The organism is Colwellia piezophila ATCC BAA-637 (genome assembly GCF_000378625.1).
GTDB classification, from domain to species: Bacteria; Pseudomonadota; Gammaproteobacteria; order Enterobacterales; family Alteromonadaceae; genus Colwellia; species Colwellia piezophila.
This window is the reverse complement of record NZ_KB905171.1, coordinates 1-18672: the sequence shown is the minus strand read 5'-3', so window position 1 is coordinate 18672 and position 18672 is coordinate 1. Positions and strand designations below refer to the sequence as shown.

17 protein-coding genes are annotated in these 18672 nt (G+C 37.9%); 12 read left to right on the top strand and 5 right to left on the bottom strand.

Annotated features, from left to right (window positions below; genetic code table 11):
• Window positions 1-2: 2 nt before the first annotated feature.
• The 11 genes from miaA (at window position 3) to F580_RS0118120 (ending at window position 11869) form a co-directional block, all read left to right on the top strand.
• Entirely contained in the window at window positions 3-938 is a 936-nt protein-coding gene (gene miaA / locus F580_RS0118170; RefSeq protein ID WP_026301523.1) for a tRNA (adenosine(37)-N6)-dimethylallyltransferase MiaA, read from the top strand.
• A 166-nt stretch (window positions 939-1104) separates the two neighbouring features.
• Window positions 1105-1356, top strand: a complete 252-nt coding sequence (gene hfq / locus F580_RS0118165; RefSeq protein ID WP_019029172.1) for an RNA chaperone Hfq — start codon at window positions 1105-1107, stop codon at window positions 1354-1356.
• 54 nt (window positions 1357-1410) lie between these two features.
• Window positions 1411-2697, top strand: a complete 1287-nt coding sequence (gene hflX, locus F580_RS0118160; RefSeq protein WP_019029171.1) for a ribosome rescue GTPase HflX — start codon at window positions 1411-1413, stop codon at window positions 2695-2697.
• A gap of 79 nt (window positions 2698-2776) precedes the next feature.
• Window positions 2777-3931, top strand: coding sequence for an FtsH protease activity modulator HflK (hflK, locus tag F580_RS0118155; protein ID WP_019029170.1), 1155 nt, complete (start codon window positions 2777-2779; stop codon window positions 3929-3931).
• Between the two features lie 3 nt (window positions 3932-3934).
• On the top strand, window positions 3935-4822 hold the full coding sequence (gene hflC, locus F580_RS0118150; RefSeq protein WP_019029169.1) for a protease modulator HflC: 888 nt from the start codon (window positions 3935-3937) through the stop codon (window positions 4820-4822).
• A gap of 244 nt (window positions 4823-5066) precedes the next feature.
• Window positions 5067-5621, top strand: a complete 555-nt coding sequence (locus tag F580_RS0118145) for a hypothetical protein (RefSeq protein ID WP_157443177.1) — start codon at window positions 5067-5069, stop codon at window positions 5619-5621.
• 126 nt (window positions 5622-5747) lie between these two features.
• Window positions 5748-7043 (top strand): adenylosuccinate synthase, encoded by a 1296-nt coding sequence (locus F580_RS0118140; RefSeq protein ID WP_019029167.1) that lies wholly within the window; start codon window positions 5748-5750, stop codon window positions 7041-7043.
• A gap of 477 nt (window positions 7044-7520) precedes the next feature.
• Entirely contained in the window at window positions 7521-8762 is a 1242-nt protein-coding gene (locus tag F580_RS0118135) for a malic enzyme-like NAD(P)-binding protein (protein WP_019029166.1), read from the top strand.
• A 115-nt stretch (window positions 8763-8877) separates the two neighbouring features.
• The gene (locus F580_RS0118130; RefSeq protein ID WP_019029165.1) at window positions 8878-9267 is read left to right on the top strand and encodes a hypothetical protein; all 390 of its coding nucleotides are present in this window, start codon (window positions 8878-8880) and stop codon (window positions 9265-9267) included.
• Between the two features lie 41 nt (window positions 9268-9308).
• Window positions 9309-10409, top strand: coding sequence for a hypothetical protein (locus F580_RS0118125; protein ID WP_019029164.1), 1101 nt, complete (start codon window positions 9309-9311; stop codon window positions 10407-10409).
• A 29-nt stretch (window positions 10410-10438) separates the two neighbouring features.
• Entirely contained in the window at window positions 10439-11869 is a 1431-nt protein-coding gene (locus F580_RS0118120; RefSeq protein WP_019029163.1) for a hypothetical protein, read from the top strand.
• 39 nt (window positions 11870-11908) lie between these two features.
• Here F580_RS0118120 and F580_RS0118115 read toward each other — a convergent pair whose 3' ends face one another.
• The 3 genes from F580_RS0118115 to F580_RS0118105 all read right to left on the bottom strand — a co-directional run bounded on the left by F580_RS0118115 (window position 11909) and on the right by F580_RS0118105 (window position 15149).
• The gene (locus F580_RS0118115; protein ID WP_019029162.1) at window positions 11909-12412 is read right to left on the bottom strand and encodes a SixA phosphatase family protein; all 504 of its coding nucleotides are present in this window, start codon (window positions 12410-12412) and stop codon (window positions 11909-11911) included.
• 90 nt (window positions 12413-12502) lie between these two features.
• Window positions 12503-13930, bottom strand: a complete 1428-nt coding sequence (sthA, locus tag F580_RS0118110; protein ID WP_019029161.1) for a Si-specific NAD(P)(+) transhydrogenase — start codon at window positions 13928-13930, stop codon at window positions 12503-12505.
• 100 nt (window positions 13931-14030) lie between these two features.
• Window positions 14031-15149, bottom strand: coding sequence for an acyl-CoA desaturase (locus F580_RS0118105; RefSeq protein ID WP_019029160.1), 1119 nt, complete (start codon window positions 15147-15149; stop codon window positions 14031-14033).
• 195 nt (window positions 15150-15344) lie between these two features.
• Here F580_RS0118105 and fabR point away from each other — a divergent pair, with 195 nt between their 5' ends.
• On the top strand, window positions 15345-15977 hold the full coding sequence (gene fabR / locus F580_RS0118100; protein WP_019029159.1) for an HTH-type transcriptional repressor FabR: 633 nt from the start codon (window positions 15345-15347) through the stop codon (window positions 15975-15977).
• A gap of 1 nt (window position 15978) precedes the next feature.
• Here fabR and trmA read toward each other — a convergent pair whose 3' ends face one another.
• Window positions 15979-17073: a tRNA (uridine(54)-C5)-methyltransferase TrmA gene (gene trmA / locus F580_RS0118095; RefSeq protein ID WP_019029158.1), complete on the bottom strand. Its 1095-nt coding sequence runs from the start codon at window positions 17071-17073 to the stop codon at window positions 15979-15981.
• A gap of 404 nt (window positions 17074-17477) precedes the next feature.
• Complete coding sequence (locus F580_RS0118085) at window positions 17478-17972, bottom strand: RNA recognition motif domain-containing protein (protein WP_019029156.1); 495 nt, start codon at window positions 17970-17972, stop codon at window positions 17478-17480.
• Window positions 17973-18672: the final 700 nt, after the last annotated feature.

The window sequence follows — 18672 nt, the reverse complement described above, 5'->3', positions numbered from 1 at the left end:
GCATCTCAGAGTTAAATCAGCCACCTGTTATTTGTTTAATGGGGCCAACCGCATCAGGTAAAACTGCTTTGGCTATGGCACTGCAAGAAGCGTTACCTTGCGATATAGTGAGTGTCGACTCGGCACTTATTTATCGAGATATGGATATTGGTACAGCTAAACCAACAAAAGCGGAGTTAGCTCAGTATCCCCATCGACTTATCGATTTACGTGATGCCAGTCAAAGTTATTCAGCTGCCGATTTTTGTCGCGATGCGTTAGCTGAAATTGCCGAAATCAGAAGTAACAACCGCATTCCATTATTGGTCGGCGGCACTATGATGTATTTCAAAAGCTTAATTGAAGGGATTTCCCCACTTCCGACCGCGAATGCAGAAGTACGTAAAGAGATTGAAAGTGAGGCGTTAGTAAAAGGCTGGCAGGCAATGCATGATCAGCTAGAGGAAATAGATCCTGTTTCAGCTGAACGTATACACCCGAACGATCCACAGCGCATTACTCGAGCGCTTGAAGTGTATCGGTTGACGAGTAACACTTTGACACAATTGACTCAAATTAAAGGTGCTAAGCTCGGCGGCAATGTTCTACAATTAGCGATAACGCCTAAAGAACGTAGTACTTTGCACAAGCGTATTGCCCTACGCTATCAACAAATGATTGATTTAGGCTTTGAGCAAGAAGTGATTAAGTTAAAGTCACGGCCTGATTTACACCAAGATTTACCTGCTATTCGTTGTGTTGGCTATAGGCAAATGTGGCAATACCTTGAGGGTGAAATTGACCATGATGAAATGATTTTTCGTGGTGTTTGCGCAACCAGACAATTGGCTAAAAGACAATTAACTTGGTTACGAAATTGGCCCGATTTACATTGGCTGACAACGGACGATAAAACTAACTTAGCACAAGTTTTATCACTGCTTGACGCAAAGCAATAAGGGTAAGCAAATATAAAGCAATAGTTTAAAATTGATGTATAATTAATTTGTTAGCTATTTAATACAGCGTTTTGCTGTGTTGTTTTCATAGTAAATTTTTCAGATATTGTGTTACTGCGTTTTAAGTTTGCCAGTAACGTTTAATAATAATAAAAGGGACCATATAATGGCAAAAGGGCAGTCTTTACAAGACCCATTCTTAAATGCATTACGTCGTGATCGCATTCCAGTTGCAATATATTTAGTTAACGGTATTAAATTACAAGGACAAGTAGAATCGTTCGATCAGTTTGTAATTCTCCTTAAAAATACAGTTAGTCAGATGGTATATAAGCATGCTATATCTACCGTTGTACCTTCTCGCGCTGTGAATACAGCACCTGTGCCTAGTTTGGATGATCAGTCTGCAGATGATTAAAGCTTTTTATCTTGTTTTGATTACGACTAATTATGGTACTAGGACTTAATACTATTGTTTGAACGTTATCAAGCGGGTGAACAGGCCGTACTTGTTCATATAGATTTCCCTGATGAGAGTAGTAGGGAAGACTTGAACGAGTTTAAAATGTTAGTGTCTTCTGCTGGTGTACAAGCGTTGACCGTGGTGACGGGTAAACGAAATACTCCTCATCCCCGTTTTTTTGTCGGCTCAGGTAAAGCAGAAGAAATTCGTGATGCTGTAAATCTAGTTGGCGCTAATGTTGTGCTGTTTAATCATAGTTTAACACCGTCACAAGAAAAGAATATTGAAGCATTATGTGAATGTCGAGTAGTTGATCGCACTACTTTAATTCTTGATATCTTTGCACAACGCGCTAGAACTCATGAGGGCAAGCTACAAGTTGAATTAGCACAATTACGTCATATGAGTAGCCGTTTAATTCGAGGTTGGACTCATTTAGAGCGACAAAAAGGTGGTATCGGTCTTAGAGGGCCAGGTGAAACTCAGCTTGAAACAGATAGACGTTTATTACGAGAGCGTATGGTTAATATTCGCAAACGTTTAGCTAAAGTGGAAGTGCAAAGGCAGCAGGGACGAAGAGCAAGAACGCGAGCAGAGTTACCCACCTTGTCTCTAGTAGGGTACACCAACGCCGGTAAATCGACCTTATTTAATACCATAACTCAGGCTGAAGTTTATGCTGCAGATAAGTTATTTGCGACTTTAGATCCCACGTTGAGAAAAATAGACTTAGTGGGTGTCGGTCGTGTTATTTTAGCGGATACAGTGGGTTTTATTCGTCATTTGCCCCATGATTTAGTCGCCGCTTTTAAAGCAACACTCACTGAAACCCGTGAAGCTGAATTATTATTGCATGTCGTTGACATTTCAGATGACAGACGTAGCGAAAATATTGAACAAGTAGAATATGTACTTAAAGAAATTGAAGCAAACGAGGTTCCTCAGCTACTTATCTGTAACAAAATAGATAACTTAGATGATATTGAACCGCGAATAGATAGAGACGATCAAGGTAAGCCAATTCGTGTTTGGCTATCGGCACAAGCGAATATTGGTATCGAATTATTATTTACCGCACTGGCAGAACGCTTAGATATACAAGTGGTAAATCATCAATTAAGTATCCCGCCAAGTGCTGGGAAGTTGCGTGGGGAGTTATACCGATTAAATTGTATTACTAGCGAGAGTTTTGACGAACAAGGCTATTGTCACCTTGAAGTGAAGTTACCATCGCGTGAATGGCAGAAGTTACTCGCCAATGATAGTAATGAAATAGCCAGGTACGTTGAGTATTAAGTAGATTGAACATTAGTGTAAATTAATTTTAATTGTAGGGGCGAAAATTTTACTTTCGCCGATTTTAGTGGAGAACAATATGGCTTGGAACGAACCGGGGAATAATGAAAAAGACCCCTGGAAAAATAAAGGTGGCAAGAATCAAGGGCCACCAGATTTAGATGAACTTCTTAATGACCTAGGTAAAAAAGTGACGGGTATTTTTGGTGGTAAAACTACTAAAGGTGGCTCTGGATCTGGCTTAGGTAAGAATTTTTCCAGCATTGGGCTAAGTATTCTTTTAGTCGTAGCTTCAATTGTTTATGCCTTTAGTGGTTTTTACACTATTAAAGAAGCAGAGCAGGGCATAGTGCTACGTTTTGGTCAGTACACAGGTACAGTTGAACCAGGTATTAACTGGAAGTGGACTTTTATTGACCGCATTATTCCAGTTGATATGCAAAGTACCCGTGATATGCCTTCCTCTGGCTTTATGTTAACTAAAGATGAGAATGTTGTTCGCGTAGAAATGCAAATTCAATATCGTGTTGTTGATGCTCGCAACTATATTTTCAGTGTGACAAATGCCGAAGACAGCTTAAATCAATCACTTGATAGTGCCCTTCGTTATGTTGTTGGTCATGCAGACATGGATGACATTTTAACCAGTGGTCGTGAAGCAATTCGCCAATCGGTATGGCAAGAGTTAGAAAAAATAATTGCACCTTATAACTTAGGTTTAATTATTGTTGATGTTAACTTTAAAGATGCTCGTCCACCCAATGAAGTGAAAGATGCTTTTGATGATGCGATTTCGGCCCAAGAAGATGAAGTTCGTTTCTTACGGGAAGCCGAAGCTTATGCTAGAGGTATTGAACCACGGGCACGTGGTCGTGTTAAGCGTATGGAGCAGGAAGCAACTGCCTATAAAACTCAAATAGTATTAGATGCACAAGGTGAGGTCGCTCGTTTCGAAAAAATCTTACCAGAATATCAAGCGGCACCTGGAGTAACACGTGAGCGTTTATATATTGCTACTATGGAAAAAGTATATGGCAATACCAGTAAGGTTATGATTGATGTAGAGGGCAGTAATAATATGATGTACTTACCTTTAGATAAAATTATTCAGCAACAAAATACTAATAACCGTAGTGGTAATACTAAGTACATACCTGGGACTCAGTCTAGTGTGAATACGTCACCTTTATCATCGTCAAACCGCTCTGATAGATTCAGTAATGGGAGAAACTAAACAATGAAAAATTTTTCCATTGCTATATTAGCGTTACTTGTCGTTTTAGGTTTATCGTCAGTTTTTGTAATTTACGAAGGCCAACGTGGCATCGTATTCCAATTTTCAAAGATTAAACGTGATAGTGCTACCGATGAAATGATGGTCTATGAGCCGGGTTTACACTTCAAGATTCCATTTATTGAGACAGTACGTAAATTAGATGCGCGTATTCAAACATTAGATGAACCTGCCGATCGTTTTGTAACCTCAGAGAAAAAAGATTTAATGGTTGATTCATTTGTTAAATGGCGCATCATTGATTTCTCTACTTATTACCTACGTACTGGTGGCTCTCTGGATAATGCTCGGGCATTACTTAAGCAGAAAGTTAATAACGGTTTACGGACTGAATTTGGTAATCGCACCATTAAAGAAATCGTTTCTGGTGATCGTGCTGCTATTATGAGCAAGGCACTTGAAAGTGCGGCAAGTAGCCGGGAAGACTTAGGCATTGAAGTCGTAGACGTACGTATTAAAGCAATTAACTTACCGACAGAGATAAGTAATTCTATCTATGAACGTATGCGTGCTGAACGTACTGCTGTTGCTACAGAACATAGGTCACAAGGTCAAGAGCAAGCCGAAATTATTCGCGCTAAGATTGATGCAAAAGTAACCGTCATGTTAGCTGAAGCACAGAAATATTCATTTACTGTACGTGGTGAAGGTGATGCACTGGCAGCTAAAGTCTATGCCGATGCTTATACAAAAGATCCAGAATTTTATAGCTTCTACCGTAGCCTTGAGGCTTATGAGAAAAGTTTTAGCAGTAAAAATGATATCATGGTGGTCCAACCTGATAGCCAATTCTTTCGTTACTTAAAAGATGGCAGTGGTATTAAAAAATAGCTAGTACTCTAGTGTTATAAAAAGCCAGCATATCTGCTGGCTTTTTTGTACCTAGTACAAAAAATCTTGATGCAGATTAATGCAAATGAACACTATGAAACAAATAACCAGTTTAACTTCTGTTATATTCAAGCAGATTAACGCTGAGTTATAGATAAATAGCAGTACTGTAGAGTACCAATTCAATAAAGGTAAAAAAATGACAATAAGAAAATATCTGATCGCTGCAATCGTATCATTACCAATGACCACAATTTTAATGGCGGCAGAAGCACCATTAGTTTCAATTAAGACTCAAGATGACTTTTTTAATAATATTAGTAAACTCTGTGGTAAATCCTATGAGGGTAAAGTTACTGTTGATAATTCAGATGGCGGTAGTTTTGCTAATAAAAAATTAGTTATGCATGTGCGCAAGTGTACAGATAGCCAATTACAAGTACCTTTCCATGTTGGTGACGATGCTTCACGTACCTGGATCATTACTAAAACGGGCTCTGGTTTATCGTTAAAACATGATCATCGCCAAAAAGATGGTAGTTTTGATAAATCAACTATGTATGGTGGTCATACCCTTGATGGCGGTTGGGCCGAAATGCAATCTTTTCCAGCAGATCAGTATTCGAAGGAACTTTTTGTCGCACAAGGAATACCGCAATCTGTTGGTAATACCTGGCAAATGTACATCTATCCAGAAAAATTTACTTATCGTTTAATACGCCAAGGTAGAGAATTCAGGGTAGATTTCGATTTAACTAAGCCAATTAATACCCCAATTACGCCATGGGGTTACGAATAATTTCAAGCTAACCTGTTAACTTTATAGGTTATTTTAAAAGCAGCTCAAAAAGCTGCTTTTTTCTCTTGGACTATAAATGAAATTTTGATAAAATCCTCGCTTAATTTTCTTATGAAATAGTAAAACATGGGCAAAAATGTAGTTGTTCTCGGCACTCAATGGGGTGACGAAGGTAAAGGTAAGATCGTAGACTTACTAACCGATAAAGCTAAATATGTAGTTCGTTATCAAGGCGGTCACAATGCTGGCCATACTTTAGTGATCAACGGTGAAAAAACCGTATTACATCTTATTCCATCGGGCATATTACGTGATAACGTAAAATGCCTTATCGGTAATGGTGTAGTTTTATGTCCTAAAGCTTTAATGACAGAAATTACCATGTTAGAAGCCAAAGGCGTTCCAGTACGTGAACGTTTACTGATTAGTGATGCATGTCCACTAATTCTTCCTTACCATAATGCTTTAGATGCGGCACGTGAAATTGCGCGCGGTAATAAAGCCATTGGTACTACAGGTCGTGGTATTGGTCCAGCCTATGAAGATAAAGTTGCACGACGCGGTTTACGTGTTGGCGATTTATTCTGCGCAGAAACATTTGCGGCTAAACTAAAAGAAATTGTTGAATATCATAACTTCACCTTGATTAACTACTATAAAGTTGAGCCAGTGAACTATGAAGAAGTATTAGCTGATGCATTAGCGGTTGCCGATACCATTAAAAAAATGACGGCTGATATTTCAGAAATATTAGATCAAGCGCGTAAAGCGGGTGAGCCAATCATGTTTGAAGGTGCCCAAGGTACCTTACTTGATATCGACCATGGAACTTACCCTTACGTAACTTCTTCCAATACTACTGCCGGTGGTGTTGCAACAGGTTGTGGTTTTGGTCCTCGTCATTTAGATTACATCTTAGGTATTACCAAAGCTTACACTACGCGTGTCGGTTCGGGTCCATTCCCTACAGAGCTTCATGATGATATTGGTGACCACTTAGGTACTGTCGGCCATGAATTTGGTGCTACTACAGGTCGTGAGCGTCGTTGTGGTTGGTTTGATGCCGTTGCTATTCATCGTGCCATTCAAGTAAACAGTATCACAGGTTTTTGTTTAACTAAGCTTGATGTACTTGATGGCTTAAAAACATTAAAAATATGTATTGGTTACAAAACTGAAGCCGGTGATATTATCACTGTGCCGCCTACGGCAGCTGAAGGTTATGAAAAAGTTACGCCGGTATACGAAGAATTGCCGGGTTGGACTGAAAGCACTGTTGGTGCTACTTCGGTTGATGCCTTGCCTGAAAATGCCCTTGCTTATATCAAGCGCATTGAGGAAATTACCGGTATACCAGTAGATATTATCTCTACGGGTCCAGATCGTGTTGAAACGATTATTAAAGTAAATCCTTTTCTTTAGGTAGCTTACTTTTCTTATAAATAAGAAAAGTAATCACTGAACAAAAAAGTCTAGCCACGTGCTAGACTTTTTTTTGGAAAAATTTTAATAAAACTTCAGTAAACAGTAAGTGATCGGATGTGTAAAATAATACATTTAGATTATCATAACGCACTGTATAAGGCTTGATAGCAGATTATGTTTTTTAGGGGCTTTCCACCGCTTATATGAAGTTAAAGTCGAGTTTTTACTACAGTACTTAAATAAAATAACCATTATTTATAAAGTAAATATTGCTTTAAGACATATTGATGCCTTGCTTGTTATAGCTTACGACGAGTTAATATAAGAAAACAGACTTGTATTGGGTTAGGCAATTGCAATACCATATAAGTAAGTAAAAGCGAGTTGTATTAATAACGACAATAGAAACTAGAACGTGGCTATACTTGCCTTAACAAAAAAACCAACACCATTAATAACGCATTAGGAACCTCCATGACAGATCTACGTCAGCAAGCTTTAGATTACCACTCACAACCAACACCAGGAAAAATTGCTGTTGCCTTAACAACAGCAGCTGAAACAAGTTATGATTTATCTCTTGCCTATAGCCCCGGTGTGGCCGAGCCTTGCCGAGAGATTGCTAAAAATCCAGACGATGTTTATAAATATACCGCTAAAGGTAATACCGTTGCCGTTATTACTAATGGTACCGCGGTTTTAGGTCTGGGTAATTTAGGTCCGATGGCCTCAAAACCTGTTATGGAAGGTAAGTCGTTATTATTCAAACGTTTCGCCAATATTGACTCGTTTGATATTGAAGTAAAGCATAAAACTATTGATGAGTTCGTTAATACAGTAGCGAGTATTGCCGATAGTTTTGGTGGCATTAACCTTGAAGATATTAAAGCACCGGAGTGTTTTGCTATTGAGAAAGCCTTGATTGAACGTTGTGCTATTCCCGTCTTTCATGATGATCAACACGGGACTGCAATAGTCACGGCCGCAGGCATGATGAATGCGTTAGACATCCAGGGTAAAGATATTAAACAAGTTAACATCGTTTGTTTAGGTGCCGGAGCTGCTGCAATAGCCTGTATGGAGTTATTGATCAAGTGTGGTGCCCAGCGTGAAAAAATTTACATGTTAGATACTAAAGGGGTAATCCATACGCGTCGCACTGATTTGAATGAATATAAAACATTATTTGCAAACAATACCGATAAACGCACGTTAGATGATGCTATAGAAGGGGCTGATGTATTTGTTGGTGTTTCAGGACCTAATCTTCTTTCGCAAAAACAAGTGAAATCAATGGCGAAAAATCCAATCATCTTTGCTTGTTCTAACCCAGATCCAGAAATTAAACCTGAGCTTGCTCTGGCTGTGCGTGATGATTTGATTATTGCTACGGGCCGTTCAGATTACCCGAACCAGGTGAACAATGTTCTATGTTTCCCCTTTATTTTCCGTGGTGCATTAGATGTTCGCGCTCGTACTATCAATGATGCCATGAAGATTGCTGCGGTGCATGCGATTAGAGCACTTGCCAAAGAACCAGTACCCGCAGAAGTACTTAAAGCAAGTGGAGCAACAGAGCTTACCTTTGGTAAAGATTATATAATTCCTAAACCAATGGATTCACGTTTATGTGCTGTCGTTGCCAAAGCCGTTGCTCAAGCTGCCGTTGATTCGGGTGTTGCTGCTTTACCAATGCCAAAAAACTATATGTCTTAGTCATTCACTAGTCAGTACTGCTTTTAACTGCATTAGTCTTTGACTTTTTTGACAATAATACAAATAAAGGTCATGGTATCAAAATTACCATGACCTTTTTTATTGGATCCAAACTATGAACAAATCGTTAACTTTCATATGTCTAATTATATTGCCACTGATTATAACGGGATGTGCTCAGGCAAATAATGAACAACTTACACAACAAAAGGTCGCTAAGGTGGGAGAAAAGCAAGTAACGGAGAAACCAGATCAATCTTGGCAACAAGTGACCGTGAAATATTATGATTTTGAAGGTGGCTTCTACGGCTTAGTATCACAAAAAGGTGACAAACTATTACCGATGAACCTTGCCAAAGAATATCAACTACCAGGTACAGTACTAAGAGTTCAAGGTCAGCTTATTAAAGACATGATGACTATCCAACAATGGGGACAACCATTTAATATTGTCGAGGTTGAGTTAATTAAACTAGGTAAGGCTAATCTAGGAGATAAATTTTAATTAATATAAAATACTCAGCTGTAAGCAAAGGGAGTTTACCCATGGTTGGTGTTGTTCAATATATTTTGATTTTATCACTTTTATGCTTAGCTGGCTGTTCCCGAATAGATTTGCACTTAGCTGAAAATGCCTATGCAGAAGCAAAAGCAACAAAGCAGGCTAAGCCCATTATTGCCGCACTAAATACACTTACCATGTTAGCGCCTGAAGTATATCAGGCCAAATTGAACTCCGCTCAAATGGCAGTGATAAATTTACAACGGGCTAAGTCATATATAGCTAAAAATAATTATTACCTAGCCTTTATTGCAAGTCATGAATCATATCGAGCATTACCGACCATCAAAAGTAAAAAAATATTGATAAAAACAGGGGTAAAGATACGCTATCTGTTGGATGCTCAAGCAGGTATTGTCAAATCGTTTCAGAATTTACCTAAATCAATTCCAGCACTGCTCTCTAAGTATGAAAATAAGCCTGCTCTTGAATGGGATTTGATCGAAGTAAACAGTGTAATTGAGCAGCTTGTTAGTGCAACTAAGGCCATGAATAGCTCATTAAAAATTATTGAAGGTGAACAAGGCGCTAACTTGTCTGTTGAAATTAAAAAATGGCAATTGGCTATTCAAAACCAGTTGCAAATGATTAACGATATACAGAAATATTTAATCCATTTAGCGCTATATAAGAGTGCTAACGTTCTTGAAGACATGAATAATAAATTAACACAAGAGACTGTTAACTTATTATCTCTTGTTCGAGAAAGTCTAGCTGAAGCTGCGATGCGGCCGAACTTTATTAAAGCGAATGAAGCATATCAGCCCTATTATCACTTGAATGAAAACTTAGCTTTGGCAAGTTCCTCATCTCGAGGCAATAGTCATGCTGTTTGGTACCAGCACTGGCATAGCCTTGAACTACAAGTTTTGGCAATGAGTAGTTCATTTTCTCAATACCCACTAGCGTTTACTGAAAGAGCCAAGCAATTAAAGCTATATAAGGCAAAGCTTGTTTTACCTAATATGAGCAACGGCTTTTTAAAATTGAGCTTATTCATAGGAAAGCATCAGGCAGTTTATAGCTTGATTGATAAACTGCACAGAGATCGCATGATATTAAACTACGGTGAGTCTTCAGTTTAAAAATAACCACCATTGAATAGGATTTAGATATGAGTTGTTTGGAAAAATTTATTTTTGTCACTTTGTTGTCATTACTGTTATTTATAGCACCAGTAGTCGCTCAGGATGAATTACCTGCCATCCTTGATTATTACCCCAATTGTTCTTATCACATTATTGATAATGCTAAAGTAAAAGTCAAAACAGAGCAGCCATTTGCTGATAAAACCAGATTAAGTTTATTGAAAAAATTACGTAGAAAAGCTCAATCACTTGGTGCAGATAATCTTATACTGATAGATAAAAAAGTTATCAAGGTTATGAATACTGAGACATATTATGGTACGGACTCAGCGAATGTTGTTAAGTATATGGTAAGTTATGAAGCCGAGTTGATTAAGCAATGTAAATCGAATAATAGTAATAATCAAAAAACAGCACCGTATGATCGTCAAGGTTTTAAGGTTACAAATATTGCTATCGGCACCACTACCATTGAAACTAAATTCGTATTTACGCCACCGGTTAAAGAGCAACTAAACTATCCGATAATAACCAACACAGAGCTATCGCTAAAAAATGGCTTATATGGTGTTAATATAGGCTCAACTTACCAACAAGTGATTGCAACGTTTGGAGATCCGAGTTTAGTATTTTCTTTATTTAAAGGTGAAGTGGTTATAGGTTATGGACGAAACCACTGGCTCCACTTTCGGGCAGATAAGTTAGTTAAAATACACAGTAAATTATCGATTATATCGCCAACCTTATCAAATAAGGTGCCACTACGTGATTTCTTTGATGATATCCCATGGTTAATTGCTAAACAAATAGTACGACGTTCATCCTTCGCAGCAGTGAAATCTGCACTGTCAGCTGATCTTAAACTTAACTCAAAAAAACAAGTTGTGATAAAGGGTCAAGAAAATAGTTTGATATTGAGTTTTAGTTATAATAAAAGTGTTGAGGATAACTCAAAGGCATATACTTTGGATCACTTCTCTTTACAAGCCAACTCATATAAAGAGCCTAGTTATCAATTAGGTAATAGAAGAGAATCTCAATTCGATATTTTAGGGTTAACTCTCTCTCAATTGAATCAAGAGCAAGTCGTCGATTTACAGTCATTAACGAGTAAACTAGGCCAACCGATCGGACGTATTACGCTTTCGGTGCATTCATATATTGATATATATAACTCAAGTTTACTTGTTGAAATAAAGAATTCAGCGTTGGCTTCTATTCAATTGTTGGAGCAGTTGTTTAGCCTAGATGATGAGTATGCTAAAAAGACACCTTGGTTTATAGGTGACTATATTCAAGGTAAAAGTATAGCGCAGCTCAGAGAATACTTTCCTATAGATTCGTTTGAGTTAGATAATACCGTACAAATAGAGGCTGAACAATTTCAATTAACACTCTTTTTCGATGATAACTACAATGGCAATGTATTGTATGAAGTGGCAGTGACACTCTATTAAGGCGGCTTATTCATGTTGTTTATACTAGTGGCGTTAGCATTACTTATTGTGACTACAGACAAGTGGTTGCATAAACTGGGTTAATACAGTTTGCTTATCAATAAACTGAATTTGATATAGTGTTTGGTAATCATCTTCGCTCAACGACTCAACTTGCTGCCCGCTTAATAGGTGGGTTAGTTGTGGGGTGGTATTACTATGGCCGACAATTAAAGAATTTTCTTTACGCTGTTTTAAATGCAACGAAAACTGTTCAAGTTGCTTAGGGTTATAATTTTTGATGGCAATTTTTTGCTTGTTAGACAAAGGGGCTGCTGTCGACATCGTTCTTTGGTAACTGGTACTATAAATCGACTTTACATTTGCTGTACTCAATAAGGTTGATAACTGTTTTGCTCTTGCCTTACCACATTGAGTTAAGGGTGGGTTTTTACTATCCGCTTGCTTTTCAGCATGCCTCACTAGGTAAAGGGTAAAGTTATCACTCGCTAAACACGGCTGAAGTAATAAAACACCGGCAATCATTAAGCTGAATTTTTTCATAGTGTATTTTTCTTTAAGTAAGAGTGCAGCGTCAGACGTCAGTGTGATAGAAAATTAGCTATCACACTGACTTGTTAGCGCACGTGACGATTAAAACAAACGATTTAAGCCATTTAATGCCGCAACTCGGAACGCTTCTGCCATTGTTGGATAATTGAACGTTGTTTCAACAAAGTACTCTATAGTGTTGCCACCATTCTTTTGCTGCATAATAGCCTGACCAATGTGAATAATTTCTGCCGCATTTTCACCAAAACAGTGAATTCCCAGAATCTCTTTAGTTTCACGGTGGAAAAGGATCTTTAATGAGCCAACTAAATTATTAGAGATTTGTGCTCTGGCAAGATGTTTAAATTGAGCACGACCTACTTCATAGGGGATCCTAGCTTCAGTCAGTTCTTGTTCAGTTTTACCGACAGAGCTAATTTCTGGGATGGTATATATACCGGTAGGGATATCGACAATTAACTTAGCTTTACTTGTGCTATCTACCATAGCTAAAGCAGCAATTCGACCTTGATCAAAAGCAGCACTTGCCAAACTTGGGTAACCAATGACATCACCAACAGCAAAAATATTGTCGACTTCTGTTTGATAACAATCATTTACTTTCAACTGACCACGGCTATCAGCCTTTATTCCTGCCGCTGCTAAATTCAAATCTGCGGTATTACCCGTACGACCATTGGCAAAAAGTAAGCAATCGGCGCGCATTTTTTTACCAGATTTTAAATGCACAATGACTGAATCATCATTGGCTTCAACACGCTCAATTTCCTCTCCATGACGGATTACTACACCACTATTTCGCAGGTGGTAACTGAGGGAGTCAGACATTTCTGCATCTAAGAATGACAGTAAACGTTCACGGGTATTGATTAAGTCTACTTTAACCCCCAAGCCTCTAAATATAGAAGCATATTCACTACCAATAACGCCGGCACCGTAAATAATGACATGTCTAGGTGCATGCTTAAGGCTTAAAATACTATCAGAGTCATAAACACGTGAATGGTTAAAATCAATATTATCTGGTTGGTAAGGGCGCGAGCCAGTCGCTATGACTATTTGCTTAGCGGATATTTTCTCAACTGAGCCATCAGGGTGCAATACTCGTACTGTATTCGCATCAACAAAGGAAGCCTCACCTTGAATCTGCTCTACCCGATTACGATTATAAAAGCCACTGCGTAGGGCTACTTGCTTACTAATAACCGCTGAAGCATGACTTAATATATCTTGGAAGGTTAATTGCTTAACTTGATCATTTTGCCTGAATAATGGGTTGGAATTGAATTCAATTAAGCGGCTAACGGATTGGCGTAATGCTTTTGATGGTATGGTTCCCCAATGAGTACAACCTCCGCCCACTTGGTGGTGGCGTTCAATGATGGCAACCTTTTTTTGGCGCTTAGCAAGATTCATTGCCGCACCTTCGCCACCAGGGCCAGTACCTATGATAATTACGTCATAATCAAAATCTTTTTCTTCAGTTTTACTTGTTTTTGATTTAGTCAAAAGAAGTCCTCAAACCTTGCTCATTCATTTTATTTGAAGCGAAAATTTTAACAGGATTTGAGGTAAATGGTAATACAGTTTTTAGACCGTTTTATTGATGTTAACCGAGTTTTTCCGTTAAATTCTGCCAACTACGGCGCTGCTCCGTTAATCTTTGCTTTAATTCTTGGTATTGCGCCATCAAGTCTGATTTTTCAACTTCAGCTAGTAGGTGCTCTCGCTTTACCTGCAAGACTTTTTTACGAATCAGGTAATATTCGTTTATTTTATTTACTAGCAATTCGTATTCTTGTTGTAGGTAAATCAGTGTTTGCTCAGCATTAGGGTGAGTAATTAACTTTGCTTTGGTATGTTTAAGTGTCATGGCAATACGCATTTTTTCAATTTTATCTTCAGGGCTAACACGTAAATGATGAGTCAGACCTAACCATTGACAGCTTTTTATTAACCATTTAGTTGGGTCAAATTGCCACCAACGAATACCATTACGGTAATCATTTTCAAAATTATGGTGGTAATTATGATAGCCTTCACCAAAAGTTAAATAGGCTAATAAACCATTATCTCGGGCGGTATTTTTGTCAGTGTAGGTTTGCTTACCCCAAATATGAGCCAATGAATTGATAAAGAAGGTTGTATGATGACTCATTACCAGCCGAAAGAATCCTACCAACAACAAACTGTTAATTAGATTGCCATGCCATAAACCAAAAGCAACGGGAACACCTATGTTCATCAACAACATGAGTAGTAAGTAGTGTTTGTGTTGCCACATAACGATGGCATCTTTTTGTAAATCTTTAACATTTTTGTAGTCATGATATCGGTTTGCTTGGTACTCCCTACACATCCAACCTATATGAGAATACCAAAAGCCCATTTTAGCGGAATAAGGATCAACGCCATTTTTATCAACATGTTTGTGATGTATCCTATGGTCTGAAGACCAATGTAAAATGCTATTTTGTAGAGCAAAGGCACCACCAAGTGCAAATATGAAACGTAAACTCCAATGCGCTTGATAGGCTTTATGTGACCAAAGACGATGATAACCTGCTGTAATTGACATGCCACAATAAATAAAACAAAGCACAGCAAAAATTATTTCAGTATTATCAAAGCCATAAGTGAAAGCACGATAAGGTACAGCTATAACGGCTATTAAAAAGGTAACTAAAAAAAGAGTAACATTAAGCCAAATGACAGCGGGTTTTTTCATTTATATCTCAAAATCGGGATGAATTTATTTAAGCGTACACGTGTACGCTGTTACAGCTAGTTTAGCTAGATCATCCGACCAGTCAAGAAGAGTTTATTAAATATATTTATACTGAGAGGGCAACACTGACATTTATTCAGTATTACAGTATGATAGTTATAGAAAACAATTCGTATTTTTAGAAGAGCAATGAGCATGAGTGGTGTAAGAGCACAGCAAAAAGAAAAGACCCGTCGTCAAATAATTAATGCGGCTTTAAAACAACTCAGTGCTGAGCGTAGTTTCTCTAGTTTAAGTTTACGCGAGGTCGCAAAAGAAGCTGGCTTAGCGCCAACCTCTTTTTATCGCCACTTTTCTGATATGGATGAATTAGGTTTAACTCTGGTTGATGAAGCAGGTTTAACCCTTAGACAGTTAATGCGCCAAGCAAGACAACGTATAGCTAAAGGTGGTTCTGTTATTCAAATATCGGTACAAACTTTTATGGAGCTTATAGAGAGTAATGGTAATGTTTTTAGGTTACTACTTCGGGAACGTTCCGGTACTTCAGCGGCTTTTCGTGCCGCTGTCATCCGAGAAATCCGCTATTTTACCATGGAGCTTTGTGATTATTTACAAAAAGCGAATCAGCTTGATGCCGATGTCGCTTATATGCAAGCACATGCCGCCGTAACTATTGTTTTTGGTGCAGGCTCTGATGCACTTGATATCGAGGATAAAACCGAACGGGATCAATTAGCTAATCAAACGATTCAGCAATTACGTTTTATTGCGCGCGGAGCACTTGAATTTAGTGACCGACGCAAAATATCTAAAAAATTTAGTTAGTCTACTTTCTGGTAAGTATTACACCGGTTTCAACATGGTTGGTGTAAGGGAATTGGTCAAATAGGGCAAATTTATCAATGTTATGAGTCTTTATTAATAACGCTAAGTTGTCTTTTAACGTCTCAGGGTTACAAGAAATATAAATAATCTTATTAAAGCGGCCAACCAATTCAACGCTGTCTTTGTCCAATCCAGCCCGAGGCGGATCAACGAGTACCGTATCGTAGTTATAGGTGGTTAAATCGAAGCCCTCTAAACGCCTGAACTTTCGTTCACCATTCATTGCCTGACTGAATTCTTCACTCGACATGCGGACAATGTCGATATTATTAATATTATTCTTTTTAATATTTATTTGAGCGGACCGAACAGAGGTTTTAGATATTTCAGTACCTAATACCCGTGAAAAGTTCTCGGCTAGGGCAATACTAAAATTACCATTACCACAATAAAGTTCGATTAAGTCACCACCGGCATTGAGTGTTGCTTGCTGAGCCCATAACAGCATTTTCTCATTGACACCGGCATTTGGTTGCGTGAAACTATTTTCAACTTGCTGATAAATATATGTCTTGCTGCCAACCTGCAACGACTCCATCACATAGTCTTTATCGACAATGATTTTTTGTTTCTTGGCACGGCCAATTATATCGACGGGAGCAATGGATGACAGATGCGCCTTTAACTTTCCTGCTTCTATTTGCCAGTTATCTTCTAACGGCTTGTGATACAGCATGCTAATTAATAATTCGCCACTCAATGTAGATAAGAAATCCACTTGAAAAAGCTTATAGCGCAACTCTCTATGATCTTTAATAGCAATTAACAAAGCTTTCATCGCTTTGTTAATTAATTCACTAGCTACAGGGAAGTCGTCAACTCTATATTTCTCCTTAGTTTCGCTATTAAACATGATATAAAAAAGATCATCGCCGTCATGCCAAACCCTAAACTCAGCTCTTTGACGATAGTTTAATGGGCTAGATGGGAATAATTCGGCAACGGGTAAGTTAAACTCACTAAACAGCTCAGCCATATCTTGTTGTTTTTTAGATAATTGTGCTTCGTAATTATCGGGATGAATATGACTGAACATAGTATTGCCTTTTTTTTTAAATGAAGAGATAAAATATCAGCGCAAATTTTACTACTGACTTAAGTTTTGTCTAGCCTTTAATTCATATAATTATCAATCAAAGATTCCCTAACAAGGTCAATTTTATCCTATAGACGATATTCTCTCTATGCAGTTAAATACTGTTAGGATTTATCAGGGCTAATTCAACTGCCTCATGAGTAGCAACATTGGTGTAAAAGGAAAGTACGCATGGCTGGCAGTTGCCAAATTGAAGCCTAAACGTGATTTCACTGTCATTACAGCGCAGTTTATAAAACAGCACCTATATACAGCACCTATATATAAGAGAGTAGTTTTGAAAATTAGTCATTAAAAAAGGCGACTAACTTTCGTTAGTCGCCTTTCATTGAATTAGTTAGCGTTTAATCTTCTTGATGGTTATCATCAGTTCTCTCTGGGCGTTCTTTCGCTTCTCTCACTTTTAGAGTACGTTGCTGAAATTCAGTATCATTGAGCGCAGTAATTGCTTTATCAAGATCATCAGCGGCCATCTCTACAAAACCGAAGCCACGACGCTTTCCGGTATGTTTATCTTTCATTAAACGAACAGAAAGCACAGAGCCATGATTAGCGAAAAGTTCTCTAACAGCGGTTTCATTAGCTCTATAGGGTAGGTTACCCACATAAAGGGTTCTAGCATCTTCATCGCTAGCAGCTGTATCAGCGCCTGTAGATGTAAGTGAACTAGTTGGAGAAGTCGTAGTGATTAAAGGTGCGATAAATGCACTAATAAATACTAGACCAGCTACAAGAGTAGAGCTAACTGGCATGGTAGGAGCGACAATGTATGCGACAATGTAAGCGATGATAGCAAAGACAACAGCAACGATGACTGTTTGTGATTTTGGAGAATTCATATAAAGATACCTAATTATTATTTTAATAAACTGATTTAATTGCTTGAATATGTACAAAGAGCAATTCTATGTTACGCAGCTTTTCATAATGTGCAACTCTCAAGTGTAAAAATTATGCAATTAAACCCACTATATTAAACTCTAAATACAAAAATAGTCGATTTACGGGTAAAAAACACTCGTCTTGTCTTATATATGAACACTTAAACGAAAGTTTAAAAATAATCCTTGTACAAAAGTTAAAACTCTTTACAATGCGCTCCAGTTCCAAGGGGTTCAGGTGAAAACCATGACCAACTGGACGTTTTGATAAGTTATCTACTTCCTTTTAAGGGTAATCAGTTAACTTAACGTTTAGTTTTAAAATATTTTTTAAATACTTTAAAATAAACGTTGACATCAAAACTAGGCAGCGTATTATACGCCACCTGCTTCGGGGCAACAGCAACGAAGTCAAGCAAATAACGAATGAGATTATTTGCTTCTTAACGCTTCTCTAATAGAGAGTAGTTAAGGTTTTCTTTAACAATTAGTTATCATGCAATTTGTGTGAGCACTCACATTAATGTTGTTTTACATAGTTTTCCTTTCGGGGAGAACAAAAACGCTTAATGAATGATGTTCATGCAAACAAATATAGTTACTTATCTTTAGCGAGGTAGGTAGCGACTATGTAATGCTTCTTTTACTTGTAGGCGGG

What these genes read in the sequence shown, in the direction of transcription:
- hfq (WP_019029172.1), top strand. Translation starts at nt 1,105, where the DNA reads ATGGCAAAAGGGCAGTCTTTACAAGACCCATTCTTAAATGCATTACGT.
- hflK (WP_019029170.1), top strand. Translation starts at nt 2,777, where the DNA reads ATGGCTTGGAACGAACCGGGGAATAATGAAAAAGACCCCTGGAAAAAT.
- hflC (WP_019029169.1), top strand. Translation starts at nt 3,935, where the DNA reads ATGAAAAATTTTTCCATTGCTATATTAGCGTTACTTGTCGTTTTAGGT.
- F580_RS0118145 (WP_157443177.1), top strand. Translation starts at nt 5,067, where the DNA reads ATGACCACAATTTTAATGGCGGCAGAAGCACCATTAGTTTCAATTAAG.
- F580_RS0118140 (WP_019029167.1), top strand. Translation starts at nt 5,748, where the DNA reads ATGGGCAAAAATGTAGTTGTTCTCGGCACTCAATGGGGTGACGAAGGT.
- F580_RS0118135 (WP_019029166.1), top strand. Translation starts at nt 7,521, where the DNA reads ATGACAGATCTACGTCAGCAAGCTTTAGATTACCACTCACAACCAACA.
- F580_RS0118130 (WP_019029165.1), top strand. Translation starts at nt 8,878, where the DNA reads ATGAACAAATCGTTAACTTTCATATGTCTAATTATATTGCCACTGATT.
- F580_RS0118125 (WP_019029164.1), top strand. Translation starts at nt 9,309, where the DNA reads ATGGTTGGTGTTGTTCAATATATTTTGATTTTATCACTTTTATGCTTA.
- F580_RS0118120 (WP_019029163.1), top strand. Translation starts at nt 10,439, where the DNA reads ATGAGTTGTTTGGAAAAATTTATTTTTGTCACTTTGTTGTCATTACTG.
- F580_RS0118115 (WP_019029162.1), bottom strand. Translation starts at nt 12,412, where the DNA reads ATGAAAAAATTCAGCTTAATGATTGCCGGTGTTTTATTACTTCAGCCG.
- F580_RS0118105 (WP_019029160.1), bottom strand. Translation starts at nt 15,149, where the DNA reads ATGAAAAAACCCGCTGTCATTTGGCTTAATGTTACTCTTTTTTTAGTT.
- fabR (WP_019029159.1), top strand. Translation starts at nt 15,345, where the DNA reads ATGAGTGGTGTAAGAGCACAGCAAAAAGAAAAGACCCGTCGTCAAATA.
- trmA (WP_019029158.1), bottom strand. Translation starts at nt 17,073, where the DNA reads ATGTTCAGTCATATTCATCCCGATAATTACGAAGCACAATTATCTAAA.
- F580_RS0118085 (WP_019029156.1), bottom strand. Translation starts at nt 17,972, where the DNA reads ATGAATTCTCCAAAATCACAAACAGTCATCGTTGCTGTTGTCTTTGCT.